This window comes from Algoriphagus confluentis, assembly GCF_036245625.1.
In the GTDB taxonomy this organism is placed as follows: Bacteria; Bacteroidota; Bacteroidia; order Cytophagales; family Cyclobacteriaceae; genus Algoriphagus; species Algoriphagus confluentis.
The window spans coordinates 1-20484 of sequence record NZ_BTPD01000009.1; the positions used below are offsets into that span (position 1 = coordinate 1).

Annotated in this window: 16 protein-coding genes and 1 pseudogene; 12 read left to right on the plus strand and 5 right to left on the minus strand. The window is 44.6% G+C overall.

Annotated features, from left to right (window positions below; all coding sequences use genetic code 11):
• The 6 genes and pseudogenes from AAA943_RS21905 to AAA943_RS14200 all read left to right on the plus strand — a co-directional run.
• Positions 1-162, plus strand: a pseudogene (locus AAA943_RS21905) (IS30 family transposase); the annotation flags it as partial.
• A 549-nt stretch (positions 163-711) separates the two neighbouring features.
• A complete protein-coding gene (gene cysS / locus AAA943_RS14180; RefSeq protein ID WP_338224921.1) occupies positions 712-2205 on the plus strand; it encodes a cysteine--tRNA ligase in 1494 nt (497 codons plus the stop codon).
• Positions 2195-3175, plus strand: a complete 981-nt coding sequence (locus AAA943_RS14185) for a M28 family peptidase (RefSeq protein WP_338224922.1) — start codon at positions 2195-2197, stop codon at positions 3173-3175. The genes cysS and AAA943_RS14185 overlap by 11 nt, the downstream gene beginning before the upstream one ends.
• 74 nt (positions 3176-3249) lie before the next feature.
• The gene (locus AAA943_RS14190) at positions 3250-4284 is read left to right on the plus strand and encodes a LacI family DNA-binding transcriptional regulator (protein ID WP_338224923.1); all 1035 of its coding nucleotides are present in this window, start codon (positions 3250-3252) and stop codon (positions 4282-4284) included.
• 35 nt (positions 4285-4319) lie between these two features.
• On the plus strand, positions 4320-5504 hold the full coding sequence (galK, locus tag AAA943_RS14195; protein ID WP_338224924.1) for a galactokinase: 1185 nt from the start codon (positions 4320-4322) through the stop codon (positions 5502-5504).
• Positions 5505-5619: 115 nt separating this feature from the next.
• The gene (locus tag AAA943_RS14200; protein ID WP_338224925.1) at positions 5620-9063 is read left to right on the plus strand and encodes a ThuA domain-containing protein; all 3444 of its coding nucleotides are present in this window, start codon (positions 5620-5622) and stop codon (positions 9061-9063) included.
• Positions 9064-10041: 978 nt separating this feature from the next.
• On the opposite strand, the gene AAA943_RS14205 is transcribed toward AAA943_RS14200, so the two are convergent.
• A complete protein-coding gene (locus tag AAA943_RS14205; protein WP_338224926.1) occupies positions 10042-10791 on the minus strand; it encodes an NIPSNAP family protein in 750 nt (249 codons plus the stop codon).
• A gap of 169 nt (positions 10792-10960) precedes the next feature.
• Positions 10961-11323 (minus strand): transmembrane 220 family protein, encoded by a 363-nt coding sequence (locus tag AAA943_RS14210; protein ID WP_338224927.1) that lies wholly within the window; start codon positions 11321-11323, stop codon positions 10961-10963.
• A 138-nt stretch (positions 11324-11461) separates the two neighbouring features.
• On the opposite strand from AAA943_RS14210, the gene AAA943_RS14215 reads away from it, so the two are divergent.
• The 3 genes from AAA943_RS14215 to AAA943_RS14225 all read left to right on the plus strand — a co-directional run bounded on the left by AAA943_RS14215 (position 11462) and on the right by AAA943_RS14225 (position 12830).
• Complete coding sequence (locus AAA943_RS14215) at positions 11462-12013, plus strand: GNAT family N-acetyltransferase (protein WP_338224928.1); 552 nt, start codon at positions 11462-11464, stop codon at positions 12011-12013.
• Positions 12014-12189: 176 nt separating this feature from the next.
• Positions 12190-12474: a nucleotidyltransferase family protein gene (locus AAA943_RS14220; RefSeq protein ID WP_338224929.1), complete on the plus strand. Its 285-nt coding sequence runs from the start codon at positions 12190-12192 to the stop codon at positions 12472-12474.
• The gene (locus AAA943_RS14225; RefSeq protein ID WP_338224930.1) at positions 12474-12830 is read left to right on the plus strand and encodes a HepT-like ribonuclease domain-containing protein; all 357 of its coding nucleotides are present in this window, start codon (positions 12474-12476) and stop codon (positions 12828-12830) included. Before AAA943_RS14220 ends, AAA943_RS14225 begins: the two co-directional genes overlap by 1 nt.
• On the opposite strand, the gene AAA943_RS14230 is transcribed toward AAA943_RS14225, so the two are convergent.
• Positions 12827-14275 carry an arylsulfatase gene (locus AAA943_RS14230; protein WP_420915609.1) on the minus strand — a complete coding sequence of 483 codons (1449 nt, stop codon included), beginning with the start codon at positions 14273-14275 and terminating at the stop codon, positions 12827-12829. The genes AAA943_RS14225 and AAA943_RS14230 overlap by 4 nt on opposite strands.
• A gap of 64 nt (positions 14276-14339) precedes the next feature.
• Between AAA943_RS14230 and AAA943_RS14235 the strand changes: the two genes are divergently transcribed.
• Together AAA943_RS14235 and AAA943_RS14240 are read left to right on the plus strand one after the other, a co-directional pair.
• On the plus strand, positions 14340-15284 hold the full coding sequence (locus AAA943_RS14235) for a nucleoside hydrolase-like domain-containing protein (protein WP_338224932.1): 945 nt from the start codon (positions 14340-14342) through the stop codon (positions 15282-15284).
• Positions 15285-15859: 575 nt separating this feature from the next.
• Positions 15860-16483 (plus strand): hypothetical protein, encoded by a 624-nt coding sequence (locus tag AAA943_RS14240; protein ID WP_338224933.1) that lies wholly within the window; start codon positions 15860-15862, stop codon positions 16481-16483.
• A gap of 236 nt (positions 16484-16719) precedes the next feature.
• Here AAA943_RS14240 and AAA943_RS14245 read toward each other — a convergent pair whose 3' ends face one another.
• Positions 16720-16851 (minus strand): hypothetical protein, encoded by a 132-nt coding sequence (locus AAA943_RS14245; RefSeq protein WP_338224934.1) that lies wholly within the window; start codon positions 16849-16851, stop codon positions 16720-16722.
• Between the two features lie 503 nt (positions 16852-17354).
• Here AAA943_RS14245 and AAA943_RS14250 point away from each other — a divergent pair.
• Positions 17355-18674 (plus strand): Gfo/Idh/MocA family protein, encoded by a 1320-nt coding sequence (locus AAA943_RS14250; protein WP_338224935.1) that lies wholly within the window; start codon positions 17355-17357, stop codon positions 18672-18674.
• A 793-nt stretch (positions 18675-19467) separates the two neighbouring features.
• Here AAA943_RS14250 and AAA943_RS14255 read toward each other — a convergent pair.
• Positions 19468-20484, minus strand: a complete 1017-nt coding sequence (locus AAA943_RS14255; RefSeq protein WP_338224936.1) for an SMP-30/gluconolactonase/LRE family protein — start codon at positions 20482-20484, stop codon at positions 19468-19470.

Here is a 20484-nt window from a genome sequence, read left to right on the forward strand (position 1 = left end):
ATTAGAGCTTTCTTACCTAAAAAAACTGACCTCAATGAAATCTCAACAGAACAAATACAAGCAATCGAAGCTAAAATCAATAACAGACCCGTTAGAAAGTTTAATTACCTTAGTCCAATACAAAAACTCAAACAAAAATTAGGTGTTGCACTTATAAGTTGAACACGGCATTCATTAAACACTTATCTTCCAATTAAAAATCTCTTCTTTTTAATCTCTTAAATCAACTTTAACCTCCGGTTCGAATAGGATCGGAGGTTTTTTGTTTTTTATGATGGGTCATACCCTCTCTCCAAAGGATTAAATGCCAAAGGCATTTCCTGTCTCAGCCCAGAATTCAATTCTGGGTGTAGGTTTTCAAAAGAGTTTTAAGAGTGCCAACGGCACGATCTGTATAGATTACAAATCGCCCATTCAGGGCTCAAAATCAAAAATCAAATGTTCAAAGCCCCAAATTGAATTTGGGGCTACTATAAGTTGCGCTTTCAGCGCACTTTCACCAATTAATCCAGCACGTACCTTATAAAGTCCTTATCGTCTCATGGGAATTTGTCACTCTAACTTTTCCAAAGTGCAGAACTTTGGAAAAGTTAACTGCCCCTGACATCCATTTCTTTTCATTTCCCAAGCCAAATCCGCTATTTTGCAACACGAACCTAAAAATCGGTTTTCCGGTTTTAGAGACTTGAATCTCGCTTCTAGCATCTCAAAATGAAATCGCATCAACTCAAAGTATACAACACCCTTTCCCGCCAAAAGGAAGAATTTCAACCCATCAACCCGCCTTTTGTGGGCATGTATGTCTGCGGGCCTACAGTGTATGGAGATGCACATTTGGGCCATGGGCGACCTGCAGTCACATTTGACACAGTCAACCGCTACTTAACTCATTTGGGATACAGAGTTCGCTATGTCCGAAACATAACCGATGTGGGGCACTTGACCGGAGATGCGGACGAAGGAGAAGATAAAATCGCCAAAAAAGCCAAGCTAGAGCAGCTCGAACCCATGGAAGTTGCGCAGCAATATACGGACACCTATCATCGGGATATGGCATTGCTCAACACCTGGAAACCAAGCATCGAGCCCCGTGCCACCGGCCACATCCCCGAGCAAATCGCTTTGGTAGAAGCGATCCTGAATGAAGGCTTAGCCTATGAAGTCAATGGCTCGGTTTACTTTGACGTACTCAAATACAACAACATCTACAAATACGGCAAGCTATCCGGCCGGGTATTGGATGAATTGATCAGCGGCAGCCGGGATCTCGATGGTCAAGGCGAAAAGCGAAATTCCGTTGATTTTGCCCTTTGGAAAAATGCAGCCCCCGAACACCTGATGAAATGGGAATCTCCCTGGGGAGTAGGCTTTCCGGGCTGGCACCTCGAGTGTACAGCGATGAGCAGCAAGTACTTGGGCACCCAGTTTGACATTCACGGAGGTGGCATGGACTTGATGTTTCCCCACCACGAATGTGAAATCGCTCAGGGAAATGCCTGCAATCACCGCGATCCGGCCAAATACTGGATGCACAACAACATGATCACCATCAATGGACAGAAGATGGGCAAATCCTTGGGGAATTTCATCACGCTGCAGGAGCTTTTCACCGGCAATCATAAGTTGCTGGAGCAGGCCTATAGCCCAATGACGATCCGCTATTTCATGCTCACAGCGCATTACCGCTCCACCTTGGATTTTTCCAACGAGGCACTAAAGGCTGCGCAAAAAGGCTACAAAAAGATCATCAACGGATTGAGAATTGCCCGCGCTTTGGAATACACGCCAAATCCGGAAATATCTCCTGATCCAGAACAAATCAAGCAGGTCGAAAGCAGCATCACTGCGGCTTACCGAGCCATGGATGACGACTTCAACACCGCACAGGCCATCGGTCACCTGTTTAATCTGCTGAAAAAGATCAATTCCATTTTCACCGGACAGCTATCTTCGGCCGCGTTTGGAGAGGAGGTTTTTCAAAAAATGAAAGATACATTCATCACCTTTGTGGTGGATATTTTGGGTTTGATCGAAGAAAAAAGCGACGTGCAGAGTTCCATGCTGGATCTTTTGCTCAAGCTGTATGGGGAAGCAAAAACAGCCAGGGATTATACCAAAGTGGATGAAATCAGGGCTGGGTTGAAAGCCATGGGATTTGTGGTCAAAGACATGAAAGATAAAATCGACTGGGCGTATGAAGAATAATAAACTTTGGCTTATCGCCCTCTTGGTTTTTGCTTTGGCCTGTTCGGGTGAAAAAACCACCGAAACCCAAGCTCCGGAAGTAGTCGTCAAGCCCTACCCTGCATTCAATGCCGATTCTGCCTATGCTTTCGTCCAAAAGCAAGTGGACTTTGGTCCCCGTGTCCCCGGCACTCCGGGACATGCTGCCACCAAGACCTGGATCATATCTCAGATGGAGTCCTATGGAATGAGTGTTCAGACGCAGGATTTTCAGGTGAAAACCTACGATGGACTAAATTGGAATCTTAGCAATATTATTGCTTCCTACAATCCCCAAGCGACCAAAAGAATCCTTCTCGCAGCCCATTGGGATACACGGAGAATTGCAGATAAAGACACCGAGCGCATCAATGAACCCATTGACGGAGCAAATGACGGCGCCTCTGGAGTAGGTGTGCTACTGGAAATCGCAAGGACCATTTCCAGCCAGGGATTGAAGCCAGAAGTGGGAATTGATTTTATTTTTTTTGACGGAGAGGATGACGGAGAGCCTGAAATGTCTTCAGGAAGAAATAACTCCCAAGTGTGGTGGTGTCATGGCTCCCAATATTGGTCCAAAAACAAGCATATCCCTAATTATTCCGCCTACTATGGAATATTGGTGGATCTTGTGGGTGCGAAAAATGCACGGTTTTACAGAGAAGGCTATTCCAGACAGTTTGCAGGAGGAATTGTTTCCAAAGTATGGGGTCACGCTTCCCAACTGGGCCATTCCGGCTTTTTCATTCAAAAAGATGCTCCGGAGATCGTAGACGACCATTACTTCGTCAATGCACAGGCAGGCATTCCGATGATCGATATTATCGAGTTTTCCCCGGACTTTGGATTTGGGCATTACCATCATACCCATCAGGACAACATGGACCTGATCGACTCACGTACGCTAAAGGCTGTCGGTGAAACCGTTTTATTCACAGTTTATCAAGAATAGCGGTTTTTCTAAAAATCTTTGCTTTATTCGTAACTGCAGACGATTGCATTTTTGAGAATTAAGAAGGAAGAAGTATGAAAAAAGGGCATCAGGTCACGATGAAAGAGATCGCCAAAAAATTGGGCGTATCTGTGTCTACCATTTCCAGAGCCCTGAAGGACTCCCCTGAGCTCCATCCGGAAACCAAGCGAAAAATCGTGGAAATGGCCAAGGAGATGAATTACCAGCCAAACCTACTGGCACAATCTCTCCGGATTTCCCGATCAAAAACCCTTGGAGTCATCGTCCCTGAAATCACTTCTCATTTTTTCGCTTCCTGTATAAGCGGAATTCAGGATCATGCCAATTCTCGCGGCTACAATGTCATCATCTGCCAAAGTAATGAGTCTTTGGATCAGGAAAAGGCAAATATCCGCACTTTGGTATCCAGTCAGGTGGATGGGCTGTTGATCTCACTCAGTCGGGAAACCAATCGCTTTGAGCATTTGTATGACCTCTATGACAGAGAAATCAACTTTGTGCTTTTTGACCGGGTTCAGGAAGATATTCCCGTATCCAAGGTTACCTTCAATGATGCAGGAGGAGCATACCAAGTGGTGCAGCACCTCTTGGAAAACGGTTCCCGAAAAATCGTCTATGTATCTGGCCCTGAGGATTTGTACATTTCCAAAAAAAGGAAAGAAGGGTACCTTAAAGCCCTTAAAGAATTTGGAGTGGACGAAGACCAATCCCTGATCAAAATCACCGATCTCACAGAATCAGGAAATATTCAAGTAGCCAAAGACATCCTCAAGCTCAACCCCAGACCGGATGCCGTCTTTTGCATGATCGACCCGGTGGCTGTAGATGTCCTTACCGAATGGAAAGCTCAGGGCATTCGGATTCCTGAGGACATTGCTTTGGCAGGATTCACCAACAACCCCACCGCAGCAGTGGTAGAACCTCCACTTACCACTGTCTCCCAACCCGGCTACGAAATGGGCAAGTTGGCAGCAACCCATCTTTTGGATCAATTGGACGGAATCGCTTCCGAAGATCCGATCTCCATTGTTTTGGAAACCACCTTGGTAGCCAGAAAGTCTTCCCAGCATTTTGAAGTAAAAAAGTAATCGGATATTGTGATATCGGTTATCAGTCTCAGGTTATGCCCCGACTAGGAACCATTAACCCAATGCCTGTCCCCATGCAAGCTCAACTTACCAAAACTTTTCTATCCCATTTCGCCGCTAATCCCCTGATCACATTTGCCCCGGGAAGAATCAATTTGATCGGTGAGCACACGGATTATCAGGAGGGTTTTGTTTTTCCTGCTGCGGTAAAACAGGGAATCTGGGTGGCCATACAAAAAAACGAGTCCCCTATCTGTCGGCTTGTATCAGCAGACTTTGGACAGGAATTCAGCTTTGATTTGAACTCCTTGGCTCCGAAAAAAGGACACTGGGCCAATTACATCATGGGCATGTGTGCGTTGATGAGACAGTCAGGCTATGAGGTAAAAGGTTTTGACATGGTCCTCGCAGGAAACATCCCAGTCGGATCCGGACTTTCCTCATCGGCAGCGCTTTCTGTAAGCGTTGGAACAGCCATTTCAGCAATTTTTGACTTCGGCATACCCAAAAAAAACCTAGCGCTCTACGCCCAAAAATCCGAGCACCTTTATGCAGGGGTAAATTGTGGGATCATGGACCCCTATGCTTCGGCCTTCGGTGTGGAAGGAAAGGCTCTTTTGCTGGATTGCAGAAGCAAAACCCATCGGGAAATCCCGGTAGGTTTAGGCGACTATTCCCTAATTCTGGTCAATTCGAAAGTAAAACATTCACTGGCAGACTCGGCCTACAATGAACGGAGAGAAGCCTGCGAAGAAAGTGTCCGACTGCTCAAGACCGATTTTCCTGAAATCAACACGCTGCGAGACTTGAGCCTCTCTGAATTGGAAATGGTGAGAGCAATTCTTCCTGATGCGCTCTTTCCTAAAGCCAAACACGTCATTACAGAGTGCCAAAGGGTCCTACAATCGGCGAAGGCGCTTCAAAAAGGGAACCTTGCTTATTTTGGAAGTCTATTGAATGCCTCACATTCTAGCCTAAGTCAGGACTTTGAAGTCAGCTGTCCTGAACTGGACTTTCTATCCCATACAGCACAGGCAAAGCCTGAAGTATTGGGGGTAAGAATGATGGGAGGAGGTTTTGGAGGATGCACACTCAATCTGGTAGAAACGAAATCGATAGAAAAATTCATCGCCCAAATCCAAATTGCCTATGAAAAGCAGTTTTTTAAGTCTCCTGAATTTATCCCGGTAGAGATTTCTGAAGGTGCAAGGGTGATCTAGTCATCAGTTTCATCGACAAAATTGACCGATTGATCCATAATATTCCCCATTGTATTTCTTAGCAGTCAAGCATTTGGACTTTTTTCCTAATTTCCCCAAAAATCTTTCAAACCTTATGAATTACCCAAAAAACCTAAGTAGCCTTGGCTTGCTGCTCATGCTTGTGATTTTTGGTCTTGTTTCCTGTTCGAAAAAACGGGAAGGCAACCCCAAAGTATTGATATTCAGCAAAACAGCAGGCTATTACCATGAATCAATTCCCCAAGGCATTGCAGCCATTCAAAAACTGGGTGCTGAAAACGGATTTGAGGTGGATACCACCAAAAATGCCGAAAATATCAACGAGGAGAATCTGGCCCAATATGCTGCCGTAATCTTCCTGAGTACCACCGGTGATGTACTCAATCCAGCTCAGGAGGCGGATTTCGAACGGTACATCCAGTCGGGCGGAGGATATGTAGGTATCCATGCTGCCGCTGACACAGAATACGAGTGGGGCTGGTATGGGCGACTGGTCGGAGGGTATTTTGCCGATCATCCGGGAATCAACGATCCACATCCCAATGTCCAGCCGGGAAAAATATCCAAAACAGGAGAAAAACACCCTTCCGTTGATTTCCTTCCAGAATCCTGGGAACGTACAGACGAATGGTATAGCTATAAAAACGTCAATCCCATGACCCAAAAACTCTTGATGCTGGATGAAGCCTCCTACCAAGGAGGGATGGATATGGGTGAGCATCCGATTGCCTGGTATCATGAGTATGATGGAGGAAGAGCTTACTACACAGGAGGAGGCCATACCGATGAATCCTTCTCTGAGGAGAATTTCCTCAAACACCTCTTGGCAGGCATTCAATATGCCATTGGAGAAAATGAAGAATTGGATTATTCCAAAGCCAAATCCAAAAGAACTCCTGAAGAGAACCGATTTACTAAGACCACCCTTTCCATCGGAGAGTTTACCGAACCTACGGAAATGACGATTTTACCCAATCTGGACATTTTGGTAGCCCAGCGTAGGGGTGAAGTTTTGCATTATGACAAGGCCTCAGGAGAACTGAAGGAAGTAGCCAAATTGGATGTGTATTGGAAAGCAGAAGTCCAGGGTGTGAATGCAGAAGAAGGTTTGATGGGTCTTCAAAAAGATCCAAATTATGCAAACAACAACTGGGTCTACGCTTTTTATTCCCCATCGGGCGAAAAAGAAATCAACCGCCTTTCCCGGTTTAAGTTTGCCAATGGAACTTGGGATATGGGTTCGGAGCAAATCATTCTCGAGCTGTATTCTCAAAGAAATATTTGCTGCCATACCGGTGGATCTATTGCATTTGATGCCCAAGGTCACCTGTTTCTTTCCACAGGGGACAACTCCACTCCATTCAATCAACCCAATACCCCCTTCAGACTCAATGGGTATGCCCCTGTAGACGGAAGAGAAGGCAATAAGCAGTATGATGCCCGAAGAAGCTCCGGAAACTCGAATGACCTGAGAGGAAAAATCATCCGAATCAAAGTCAATGAAGACGGAAGCTACACCATTCCAGAAGGAAATCTCTATCCTCAAGGTACAGAAGGGACCCGACCTGAAATCTATGTACAAGGTCTTAGAAACCCTTACCGGATTTCGGTGGACCAAAAAACAGGTTTTCTATACTGGGGTGAGGTGGGTCCGGATGCCAACAATGACTCCTTGTCGGTCAAAGGCCCCCGAGGCTACGATGAAGTCAATCAGGCACAAAAAGCCGGAAACTTTGGCTGGCCGTATTCTATCGGTAACAACTTTGCCTATGTGGAATTTGACTACGAAACAGGCAAGCCAGGCAAGCCATTTGATCCCGCAGGACCGGAAAACAATTCCCCAAACAATACTGGTCTCAAAAAACTCCCGCCTGTAGAACCTGCATTTATCTATTACCCGTATGCGGTATCTCCTGAATTCCCGCAGTTGGGAACCGGTGGCCGAAACGCCATGGCTGGCCCGGTGTATTATTCGGATATGTATCCGGCAGATAGTCGGTTTCCGGATTACTACGACGGAAAACTTTTTATTTATGACTGGATTAGAGGCTGGATCAAGGTAGTCACCATGCAGGAAAATGGAGCCTTTGACAAAATGGAGCCCTTTATGAGCGGAACCAAATTCAACGCGCTGATGGATATGGAAATGGGTCCGGATGGAAAAATATACATCCTGGAATATGGAAATGGCTGGTTTTCAAAAAATCCGGATGCAGGTCTTTTCCGAATAGATTATAACGGAGGCAATAGAGCACCGGTCGTAACCAGCCTTTCTGTGGACAAAACCTCAGGAAGCAATCCCTTGACCGTGGTCCTTACCGCACAGGCATCAGATCCGGAAAAAGACCCCATAAGCTATACTTGGGACCTAGGGAACGGAGAAACCAAAACCACTACCGAACCCACCCTCACTCACACTTTCAGCAACATAGGAGAGTTTGAAATCAAAGTTACGGCTACCGATCCTTCGGGACTTTCCGGCACTAGCCCTATAGTTTCGGTGTATTCAGGAAACATTGCCCCTGAAGTTCAGATTGCCATTCAAGGCAACAAGTCTTTCTATTTTCCTGGTAAGAAAGTAGCCTACTCGGTGGCGGTAATAGACCAAGACCACCCCGAGGCCACTAAAGACCTATCCAGCCTATACATTGCCGCCGACTACCTCCAAGGCGTGGACCAGGCAGAAGCCGATATGGGGCATAAAATCATGAGCGAAGCCATGACCGGGAAATCCCTTGTGCAATCTTTAACCTGTAAGACTTGTCATAAGGAAAATGAAGCTTCCATAGGTCCGGCCTATTCAGAAGTAGCAAAGAAGTACAGGGAGAGAAACCGGGATTACTTGGTAGAGAAAATCCGCAAAGGCGGAGGGGGAGTTTGGGGTGAGACGGTGATGCCTGCTAATCCTGACCTCAAAACCTCCGAGGTGAATGCCTTGGTGACGTATATCTTATCCCTACGGCAGGAAACCAAGCCTAGCCTCCCAGTCCAAGGCTCGATTGACCCTACTCTTGGTAAGGCTCCTTCCCCAACAGGTTCATTGGTGATTTCTGCGAGTTACACCGACCAAGGAGGCGAAAACATCAAGCCTTTGACCGGATCGACCTCCGTGGTCTTGACTTCCAACTCAATCAATATGGCCCAAGCCGGCGAATTCGATGCCTATACCAAAATGGAGTTTGACGGAAGAACTTTACTGATGATTCCCAAAGAAAGAGGCGCTTTTGCATTGCCTGCGATTGATATGACCGGTATCGGGTCCATTACCTTGATGACGGCATCTCAAGAACCCGTCAAATCACCGGTAGATTTCGAGATCCGACTGGGAAGTCCTGCTGGGGAAGTGATTGCAAAAGGAACCCATGCTGCCAGTGAAGGGGTTAAGGCTCCAAACATGCCGATCTTGATGCATCAGGCGATGATCCCAGTCACAGGAACTCCCGATGGAAACAAACATAAGCTGTACTTTGTAAGTGATGCCAAAGGCGCAGAATTGGGAACTTTCATTTTAATGGGAATCACCTTTAATGCCAAGTAATTTCACAGTTTTCAAAGAGGGTATCCCAGAAGAAGGCAGTTGCTTTAAACTGATCGGAGTCGAAGTCAAAACCTAGGGATATGGATTACATTCCAACCTGCCCAAGTTCCCCCGGTCAGTTCCTCAGTATGACAAACAGTCTTGGTGAAAATATAGCTTAACTAAAAAAGCCAACTTGATTGAATTCAAGCTGGCTTTTTTGTTTTAATCCAGATTACAGAAGGAATTTTCGGGTTTCCAGATAACTCACCGGTTATGGACATCATTTCTGTAATCTCCCCGATCACCTCACCAAGGCAATCTTGATCTACCTCCAAAGGCAGCTGAATCGGATCACAGGAATTAAAGAAAAAAGACGTCCGCCCTTTTTATCTCCCATGAACAAGATAAATTAAGGCTGACCAATTTTCCTTTTTGGTAATTTCCTTGTTCCTCTGTAAGTCTTCCAATGGATTAACCGGCCCACAATCAGCCTGCCTCACCTCCGCACAGGTTTGGGAAAAAAGAATATCTGATTATCCGTAATTCTGCCGGTTACCAAATTTTATGTGGTTTCACCTCAACTTCGCTCGGCGACCGTTGCTTTCTTAGGTGGGAAAAAGAGGGAAATGAGGAACAGCCCCATTTTTCTCCACGCTCCATCAATGACTCCGATTCCAGAGGCCAAGCAAAGCCGAGGTCATTTTGATCTACGGGTATCCTTGCGGATAATCATTAAAGAATAATTGCAAAACTCCCGATTAGCTTTTTTATGACTGGAAATATTTTAGTTTTTGCCTTTAGAAAGTGAAATCCAGGAATAGGCTACAATCCCTGAAGTTTTGCTTTTCAAAGAAAAAAGGCCACCCTGATCAATTCAGCATGGCTTCCTTTGATTTTTTTGAAAATAACCGGAAGGAATCAGGGGTTTTTAGAAATATCGACTTTCGAAGGATAAATTTTGAACAACAAAAAACAAACTCTGAACCCGCTAACCACCTACTTCATCGTAGAAAAAGGCAAAGTATTGAAAAAGACGGCATCAACTTTCTCCACAATTTTACCTGATTCTTCTGAAGCATCACGCGCCTTGATCCACTCTGGGTCAGTTCTGAATCGGTCAAAAGCAGCATTAAATGCCTCTTTGGAATCATGACCAAGCAAATAGATCAATTTCGGCTGAGCTCCGTCCTTTTCTACAGTCAGCCAGTAAGGGTAATTCTTTAACCCTTGCTTTTCAAACAAGGCTCTGGTATGATCACGGAATCGGGCTTGAATATTTTCGATTTTTCCGGGAAAGCAGTGGTAAGTCCTCATTTGGAAAATCCCACTTCCGGTAGGAATCGGGGTGTCATTCAGTTCCGGTGCGAGGACCATAAAGGTTTGCTCTATGCTTTTGACCAAAGGACCATTGACCTGTGAATCTTCATAAGCTTTTTTCCAAACCGGATCATTCAAGAAGATTTCCCAGCTCTTTTCCCTTGCGGCCTCATCCGGATAGCCCAAAATATAGGTTAGGGAATTGTCCGTGTTTTCTTCAGGTACGAAATAAACGATATTTTCCATCCCGGCCTTTTCAAAAAGGTGACGGGTATGGTTTTCAAACCGCTTAATCAAATCCGGAAGTTTACCGGGGTGAGCAATGTACTTTCTTATCTCGAAGTACTTGGAAGTAGAAGTTTTGGGGAGCTGAGCAAAAGCACCAAAGCAAAGCAAAATGGCCAATGCAGAAAGAATAATTTTTTTCATCAGGTTTAAGGGTTTGGTTTTATTGGAAATTGATTTGAAATACAACGGAAATATTGCCTCCTGCGGAGGTAGAAATACCTTGGAAATACCTCTTGAAATCTATTTCTACCCTTATTTCATCGAGCGAAGCGAGTTGTATTTCTACTGTATTTCTATAGTCTTATATTTTTTACTTTTTCCATGCTTTATACAGTGCCGGGCTGAGCACCAAGGCAATAATTGCCAAGCCAAAGGTCTCGCGGTTTTCCTCCATTTCAGGAGTCTTCATGGTCAGGTCTTTCTGGGCCCATTCGTCAGCAATCCAATCTCCCACTCCTCCGGGAAAGAAATAAATAGCTCCCAAAACGGATAAAACAACGACCAGAGTCAATGGAATCTTCGGGAATATCCCTCTGACTCCGAGCAAACAAAAGATCATCGCTACTCCATAAATGCTCACCCACACCTCAGGATCGGGATCGTTAAACTGCCAATAAGCGAAGAGAGCAAACAGGAAGAACCAGGTTCCGAAGAAGTATTTGTTGAATTTCATTGAGATTAGGTTGGGATGAGATTGTTAAAACTAAGCAATTTCAAACTCAATCTATCCTGCTTGGGATATTTGGTCTGATCTGAATTTAAACAGAAATTACTGGAGTAAATTAACCCTTTCCAATCCCTCTCCCAAGCTATGCTTCAAATCAAATCTGCGGAAACCCAAGCCGAACTGCAAGGAATACTTGACCTGCAATGGGAAAATCACCTTCACGTCCTCTCTGATTCCGAAAAGAATGAGCAGGGTTTCGTGACGGTGAGACACAGCATGGAGCAACTCCAGCTGATGAATTCCATTGCTCGGCACATCATAGCCAAAGAAAGGGAAAAAGTAGTGGGCTATATTTTGGCGATGACCAAAGCGAGCAAGGATTTGGTGCCTATACTGATTCCTATGTTTACCCAGTTTGACCGATTAAACTATCAAGGAAAGAGGGTTTCGGATTTTGACTACTTGGTCGTCGGGCAGATTTGCGTAGGTAAAAACCACAGAGGGCAGGGACTTTTTGACCGGATGTATGCAGCCTATCGGGAGGCCTTCTCAGGAACTTATTCCTTTGCCATCACCGAAATTGCCAAAAGCAATACCCGGTCTCTTTCGGCCCACCAAAGAGTAGGCTTTGAAGTCATTCATGAATTTAAAGACGACTTATTCGATTGGGCTATCGTAGCTTGGGATTGGTTCTGAAGAATAAAGCAGGTCAGAGAAGGATAGTCTCTGATCAAAAGAAAAATATATTGATCCAACTTATAGGGTAATAAGTATATGATTGGGTAAGGGAACGGGAGCCGAATGGCTCCCGTTTTTATTTTGTTCAAATAAATATCTACCTTTTACCTATTCTTTGATTAAAGATCAAGAAAATGGCGATCACGAAAAAACAGGAGACCATCATTAAAAATGTAACCCGAAAATTCCAACCCAAACTTATCGGAGTTTTCGGATCCTATGCCCGTGGAGAACAAAATGAGGGTTCTGACTTGGATCTATTAATCGATTTTGAGGAAAAAATAAACCTTTTGGAACTCATTGGGCTGGAGCAAGAACTATCTGATTTATTGGGAATAAAAGTCGATTTAATCACCCAAAAATCGCTTCATCCACCGCTCAAGTCACTTATTGAAAAAGACCTAATCAGGATCTTGTAATGAAAAAAGATCCTCGAATCTATCTGGAACATATTTTATCCAGTATTCGGAAAATCAGGTCTTACACTCAAGACTTTTCAGAGTCTGATTTTCTAAGTTCCCCACTTGTTCAAGATGCAGTCATTCGTAACCTAGAGGTCATCGGAGAAGCTACAAAAAAGCTGTCTGCAGAATTTCGAGGAACTTATCCCAAGATTGAATGGAAGAAGATCGCCGGAATGAGAGACAAACTAATCCACGATTATATCGGAGTGGATCTTTGGGCTGTTTGGGCAGTTGTGGAACAAATCATTCCGGATTTTGAGGAGAAAATTGATTCAATTATTAAAGAATTGAACGGCAAAAATCTGGGCTAATTTTTTTCATCCAAAAACAGATTAAAGACCGGATTCTTAAATCTTGAATCCTTAATTATTCTTTCCAATTCCTCTACCTTTTCCGGATTTTGAGCTGCCAAATCTTTATTTTCTTGTGGATCATCCGCTAAGTTAAACAGCTCGATGGTGGTCTGGGTGGAATCCTTCACCTGATATTTGACCAGCTTCCAACCATCTTTCAGTACAGCCTGCCTGCCTCCCAATTCATGAAACTCCCAATACAAATGATCGTGCTTCGCTTGTTCAGATTCTCCCAAGAGAGCTGGCAAAAATGAAATCCCATCAATCCCATCCGGGGATTTTTGCCCCAAAATCTCAGCAAAAGTCGGCAACCAATCCCAAAAAGCAGAAACATGGTCCGATTGGCTTCCAGCTTTTACTTTTGCTGGCCACTTGACTACTAGGGGTACATGGATTCCTCCTTCATACAGATCTCTTTTCAATCCTCGGAAAGGTCCATTGCTATCAAAAAAATCATAATCGGCTCCTCCCTCAAAATGAGCCCCATTATCGGAAGTGAAGACGATCAGGGTATTTTCGCTTAGCCCCAATTCCTCCAATTTCCCAACCACTTCTCCCACATACCGATCAATCCGCTCCACCATAGCGGCAAAAGTAGCTCTCGGATAGGGATTGGATTGGTAGCCGGGAATCTTCATCTCCGGGCCATAATCACCTCCGGGAGGAGCTTGATGGGGTGTTTCATCTCCAAATTTTGCCCGATATTTTTGAAAAATCTCATCCTCGAGAGCCGCCAGTTCCGCATGGGGCATCACGATCGGCATGAAAAGAAAAAAGGGATTTTTGGCATTTTTCTCAATAAACTCCACCGTTTTTTCCTGAATCAGATCAGGAGCATAGGTGAATTTATTAGTCCAGTCATTCCCAGGAAGATTGACTTGAGACTGATTTTCCCACAAATACGCGGGATAGTAGCGATGCGCATAGCGCTGACAGTTGTATCCAAAAAACTGGTCAAAGCCCTGATTGATTGGGTCACCGGATGTGCCGATAAAGCCCAAGCCCCATTTGCCAAAGGCTCCGGTGGCATAGCCGGCTTGCTGAAATACCTTACTCAAAGTCAGAAGAGTATCCGGCATGGGATATTGCCCTTCGGGCTGTACTTCGTAATTACCTCTGACCGGCGTATGCCCGGTATGCAGACCGGTCAACAAGGTGGAGCGGGAAGGTGCACAGACTGGGGAACCTGAATAGTGATTGAGAAAAACCATCCCTTCAGCAGCCAAGCGGTCAATGTTGGGAGTTTCGATATATTGCTGACCCAGAAAACCCAAATCTCCATAGCCCAAATCATCGGCAAGGATAAAAATCACGTTGGGGGGCGTTTCTCTGGTTTCTTCTACAGGACTCTGACAGGAAAAAGACCCTATTACCATCAGAATTATCAATAGGCGCATGGACATGGTGTGGATTTTTTCAGAAATTAAGAAAGACAAAACAATAACCCCATCCTGTCCCATAATTTTTATGAAAAAGCTGATTTCATTAAGCGTTTTGCTGATTATAGTGTCTTTTTATCCTGGATTTCCTCAAGAAAAGATACCGGTGATCATTTCGACCGATATCGGTGGGGATGATCCAGATGACCATCAATCTTTGATTCACTTTTTGATTTATGCAGATCGGTTTGAAACCTTGGCAATTCTCTCTTCTCCTCCCGGAAAAGGACGTCTGATTGATATGGAAGAAGTATTGAATGCGTATCAGCTGGATTTTCCCAAATTAGAATCCACGGGGTTGGACTATCCCAGTCCGGAACTGCTTCGTAGTGTATCGCTTCAGGGTGAAAAAGAAATACAGTCTTCCGAAAAGCCGGAACGCTTAAGCGAGGGAGCAAAATATATGGCCGAGCAAATTCTGAACTACGGGAAACCTGTCTACATCCTGGTTTGGGGATCGATGACTGACTTGGCCCAGGCCATCCATTATTATCCCGAAATCAAGCGGCTGATCCGGGTCTATTCCATAGGGTCTTGGAATACACAGCAGGATCAAAAATCCAGGGATTATTTGTGGAATTACCATCCTGACTTTTGGTGGATCGAAAACAACACCACCTTCAGGGGCATGTACATGGGAGGGATTCAGGATGATCCTTGGGGGAATATTTCCTTTGTGGAGCGGTATGTGAAAGAGTTTGGAGCAATGGGTAAGCTGTTTTTTGAAAAAAAGCCGGATATCAAAATGGGGGATACCCCCAGCGTCCTCTACTTGCTCAGTGGAAATCCGGAAAATCCGGAAGGAGAAAGTTGGGGAGGTTCATTTATAAAAGATCCTGAAAGACCAGAATATTGGACTGATCGGCCCGATCCCGACTTAGTGGAAAATAATAGGCCCGGCGCAAAGACGGTCAACCGGTTTCGGTCAGCCTATTTGAGGGATTGGATGGAGCGGATGAAAGTATTGAAATGATCCCCCTCCCCCTGATTGATAGTGAAATATTTTTTTTAAAAAGGAAATATTCTTTTTCGAAAAAAAAATTAAGTAACTTATGTTTAATTAATCATTTTAAACAAACTTTTTAAACGGCTCAATACGATGAAAAACATTTACCTAACCTTTTTGCTGGTTTTTACTTTCGCATTCTTGGCAAATGCCCAAAAGAAAGATACTACATCCTTAATTTCAAGGTCAAGATTATGGGAAAGCAATCTTTCAAAGGTGGATCAAAACCAGCTTGAAAAACTAAAAAAATTACATTACCTCAATTCCGATTCTCTAATTGACATTGTAAATATTGATGACCTCATGGGTCATGGCAAATCAGGGTAGAATCACAAAATGAGCGACAAATAACCCTTTCTGTCGATAAATTAAAACCGGGAGTATATTTATTCAGCTATCAAAACTCCCTAAATGAAATTATTCACCTGCGATTCATTAAAAACTAACTATGAAATCGAGCATGACCCAAAGCGAAACACAGAGGGATGTTTATTATCCATGGGAAGATTCCTTGTGGCCTTTGAAAATCAAATTATAAACACATGAAAAAATTAATTATTGTATTAATTCTAGCAGGTGCCTTTCTTTCTTGTAATCAAGAAGATAATGAACCTGATATGAGGAACTTTAATGGAGAAATGACCGTGTTTTTCAACGGAGAAGAATGGAAATCTCCAATAAGGTTTTATTTGCAAAAACAAATAACCTGTTCACCTAGTAATTCAATTATCCCGCTTGGATTCGGCTTTACTGCTTATGACGAGAGTGGTTACTTTCAACGAACGTTAGATTTGGGTTTTATTCTTCCCACCACTAAAATCCAGTCAGCTCAAGAATTACTCAAAAACACATCTCAAAATGATCCAAATTCCGCAAATACGCTGGGGCAACCTGCACGACCAGGCTACTATACTACTATAGATTATGATGCAGGAAGTACGTATTATAAGTTGGATTCTGAACTAAGGGAAAGCTATTTCCAGTTAACGCATTATGATTCTAATAAAAAAGAAATCCACGGAGTATTTGAACTGGAGTTTTTTCTTTCATCTAAAAGTTCAAGTGAACCCAATGCTCCTGATCGAATTAAATTTACTCAAGGGAAATTTGTAGCAAAGGCGCCGCAGGAATGGTTTCAGTGGGGAAGAGAATGTGATCCTCGATAAAAATGAACTTGCCTAAAAACAGAAATGGGAAGCATTTCTTGACGAAAGCTTCCCATTTAGTGAATTGAAAACCATAGTCCCCAACCCACTCCAAGCTACAGTTAGTATGGCTTTTCTCAGTTGCCCGAGTCAAAACCGAAGGTCTGCAGTCGCTCCGAAGAGCATGTCCCCGTTTTCAGATACCTTTTTGCATTTCTGCGGTTGCCCTTCTCAGACTTTCCCGGAGGAAAGCCCCTTCATGCCCGGTATCCTGAATCTACCCTGCGGTGGATTCTAGGGCCGATCGTGATAGCACTTCTGCGGTGGTCCGTTTCAAACCGCTGCATTTGAGCAGCTGTTCCTTTGTGCCCGATGGTTTTGCTTTTCACCCGAGGGATTCAAGCACTGATTAATCCGTGGATGCACTTCTGGAGTTGCCTCTTTCAATAGGGAAATTGCTTTCCCAATCCTTCATGCCGGAACTCTAAATCCTCCGAAGAGAAACTCAGATTCAGCTCATCGTTTTTGGCACTTCTGCGGTGATCCGTCTCAGAAATTTACCTTGCGGTAAACTCCCCTTCGCGCCTGATCTCAACCTGTCAAACTACGGTCCGAAATCTTACTTTCGGCCTTTTATCTCTCACTTGGTACAATCAAAGTTGCATCAATAAAGCCCTGAAAACAAGCTTTTAACTAAAAACTTTCCCACAACTTTTCCCCGAATAAATTCCTATAAAACCACAGGATATCCACCTATTTTTTTGACTTATGCACATTTTTTGAAATATTTTTTCAAAAAGCTGACGGAGATCAGTATTTTCATTCCCTGACTGTTTTCTGTCCAATCTTTTTCGGCTATTTTAAAAATTACAAACGCCCATCCAGAACCAAAATGACCCAGCGAAGAAACTTTATCCGCCAATCCAGTCTCATCGCCGGAGGCCTTTGGCTTTCTCCGGCACTTCTTCAAGCCCGGCAGCGAATTGCATCGAGTGATCAAATCCGAGTCGCCTTGATCGGCGCCAATAACATGGGCTTTGGTATCCTCCGACACCATTTAGCCTTACCGGAAGTCAACTGCGTGGCCATCTGTGATGTGGATCAAAATGTACTGGACAAGCGACTAAGGGAGGTAGAAGAGGCCACCGGAAAAAGACCGGAGCGATACACAGACTTCCGAAAACTTCTGGAGCGGAATGACTTGGATGCCGTCATCATTGGCACTCCGGATCACTGGCATTGTCTGATTGCAGTGGCTGCCTGCCAGGCAGGAAAAGATGTCTACGTCGAAAAACCCATGGCCAACTCCATCGGAGAGTGTGATCTCATGGCCCAGGCAGCAGCTAAACACAAACGAATCATGCAGGTGGGTCAGCAGCAGCGTGCAGGACAAGCCTTTATCGAATCCCGGGATTTGGTCAAAAGTGGCTACTTGGGCAAAATCCGAAAGGTAAATATCTGGTCCAACTTCAATTATGGTCTCGGAAATGAATTCAAACCAGCCACGCCTGTTCCGGATGGAGTGGACTATGACTTTTGGCTGGGCCCGGCTACGAAGCGGGATTTCAACCCCAATCGATTCCATGGCAGCTGGAGACACTTTTGGGATTACGGAGGAGGATTGATGTCGGATTGGGGCGTACATCTACTGGATATGGCGATCTGGGTGGAAGAAAATCCCTCAGCTCCCTCCACCGTGATGACTTATGCTAAAAATGTGAATAAAGAAAATCGGGATCGGGACACCTTTGATACGATGAATGTCCTATATTCCAAAAAAGACTTCCTGATCAACTACGACATGAACGGAGGCCTGCAAACCGGCCCGTATGGCAAACCCTATGGCATTGGCTATGTGGGAGAAAAAGGTACCTTGGTCGTCAATCGAAACGGCTATGAAATCTATCCGGAATGGGATCCAGAAGCCAAAGCTCCCAAGACCGAAGCCAAAAAACTGGAAGGCATGAAGGAGTCCCATAATCTGCACGTAGCCAATTTTGTGGAATGCATTAAGACACGGAATCAGCCCAAATGCCCTCCTGAAGCAGGGAGACTTGCAGCCCTTCATGCGCACATTCCTAATATTGCTGCCCGAATTGGGGTGGAAAGTCTGACTTGGGATGATGAAAAAAGGCAGTTTATCGGCAATGATACTGCCAATGCTTTGATTTGGCCGGAGTATCGGGAGCCTTGGAAGTTGCCAAAGGTTTAGCCGTCATTGCGAGGGGCCACATAAAGATTTTCTTTTAAAATACAGTAAAGCCCCGAAGCAATCTTTTGAAGAAAAGTCCACATAAAGACGGCTTCGTCGCAGCAAAATTTGAAAATTATTGAAGGGTTATTTCTGCTCCTCGCAGTGACGTCTATCGTCATTGCGAGGGGCTTTTAGTAGACTTTGAATTTCTAAACACAGGGGCAAGCCCCGAAGCAATTTTTTGAAGTAGAGTTCCACATAAAGACGGCTTCGTCGCAGCAAAATTTGAAAATTATTGAAGGGTTATTTCTGCTCCTCGCAGTGACGTCTATCGTCATTGCGAGGGGCTTTTAGTAGACTTTGAATATCAAAACACAGGGGCAAGCCCCGAAGCAATCTTTTGAAGAAAAGTCCACATAAAGACGGCTTCGTCGCAGCAAAATTTGAAAATTATTGAAGGGTTATTTCTGCTCCTCGCAGTGACGTCTATCGTCATTGCGAAGGGCTTTTTGTAGACTTTGAATATCAAAACACAGGGGCAAGCCCCGAAGCAATTTTTTGAAGTAGAGTTCCACATAAAGACTGCTTCGTCGCAGCAAAATTTGAAAATTATTGAAGGGTTATTTCTGCTCCTCGCAGTGACGTCTATCGTCATTGCGAGGGGCTTTTAGTAGACTTTGAATATCAAAACACAGGGGCAAGCCCCGAAGCAATCTTTTGAAGTAGAATTCCACATAAAGACTGCTTCGTCGCAGCAAACATCTGAAATAATTGAGGATTTGAATTTGCTCCTCGCAGTGACGTTACTTCCTCACTTCAAGGCAATCCGCATCAAATACGCATCCGCAGTCATGTAGAGGTATTTCTCTTCCAAATCAAACCCACAATTGGCGGTTCCGTTTTCCGTCAGAATAGTTCCCAAATGCATCCCCTCTGGACTCAGGACTAGAACTCCTCCTGGACCAGTGGCGAAAAGGATCCCGCTCGAATGCACCTTTAATCCATCAGGAAGCCCTTTTCGGGTTTCACTTTGAAGAGAAGTAGCATCAAACAATACTTTTCCGGAAATCACATTTCCCTGTTCATCCAATTCGAAAGCATAATACCGGGCTTTTTCCGGATCAGACTGAGCGATATACATCGTTTGTTGATCTGGGCTAAGCGCAACCCCATTCGGGCGACTTAGCGAATCAATCAGCAAATGAACTTTCCCATCTGCATCCAAACGATACACCCCCTGAAAATCCAATTCTTTCTCGTCCCAAGGATCCATACCATAAGGAGGATCGGTGAAAAAAAGCTGGCCTTTTGAGTTAAACACCAAGTCATTGGGACTGTTGAATCGCTTACCTTCATACCCTGTCGCCAAACTTTCAAATTCCGCTTTGGGAGCATCCAAATCTCCAAGCATTTTGCCTACTTGTCTTTCCCCGTGCTGACACAGCACCAAATTTCCCTGAGGGTCCAAGGCCAAGCCATTTGCTCCGGGTTCCCGCTTATCTGTCCGATCACCCAAATACCCAGAAGGACTTAAATAAAGCGTCAGGCTGTCCTTCTCCGTCCATTTCCAGATGGTATTGGTTGGCACATCGGTGAAAATCAAGGCCTGCTCCTCCTCCAGCCAAAGTGGACCTTCAGCCCATTCGAAGCCGGAAGCCAAGACTTCAATCTTTGCATCCGAACCAATCAAAGAATTGACGGCGGAATCAAGTCGCTCGATGGAACCGATGGTTTGGAATCCGGGATTTGCTTCTCTTTCATTTTCCACTTTTGGGGAAGAGCAGGACAGAAAAATGAAAAAGGCAAGACAGCTTGAAAGGAGTTTCAT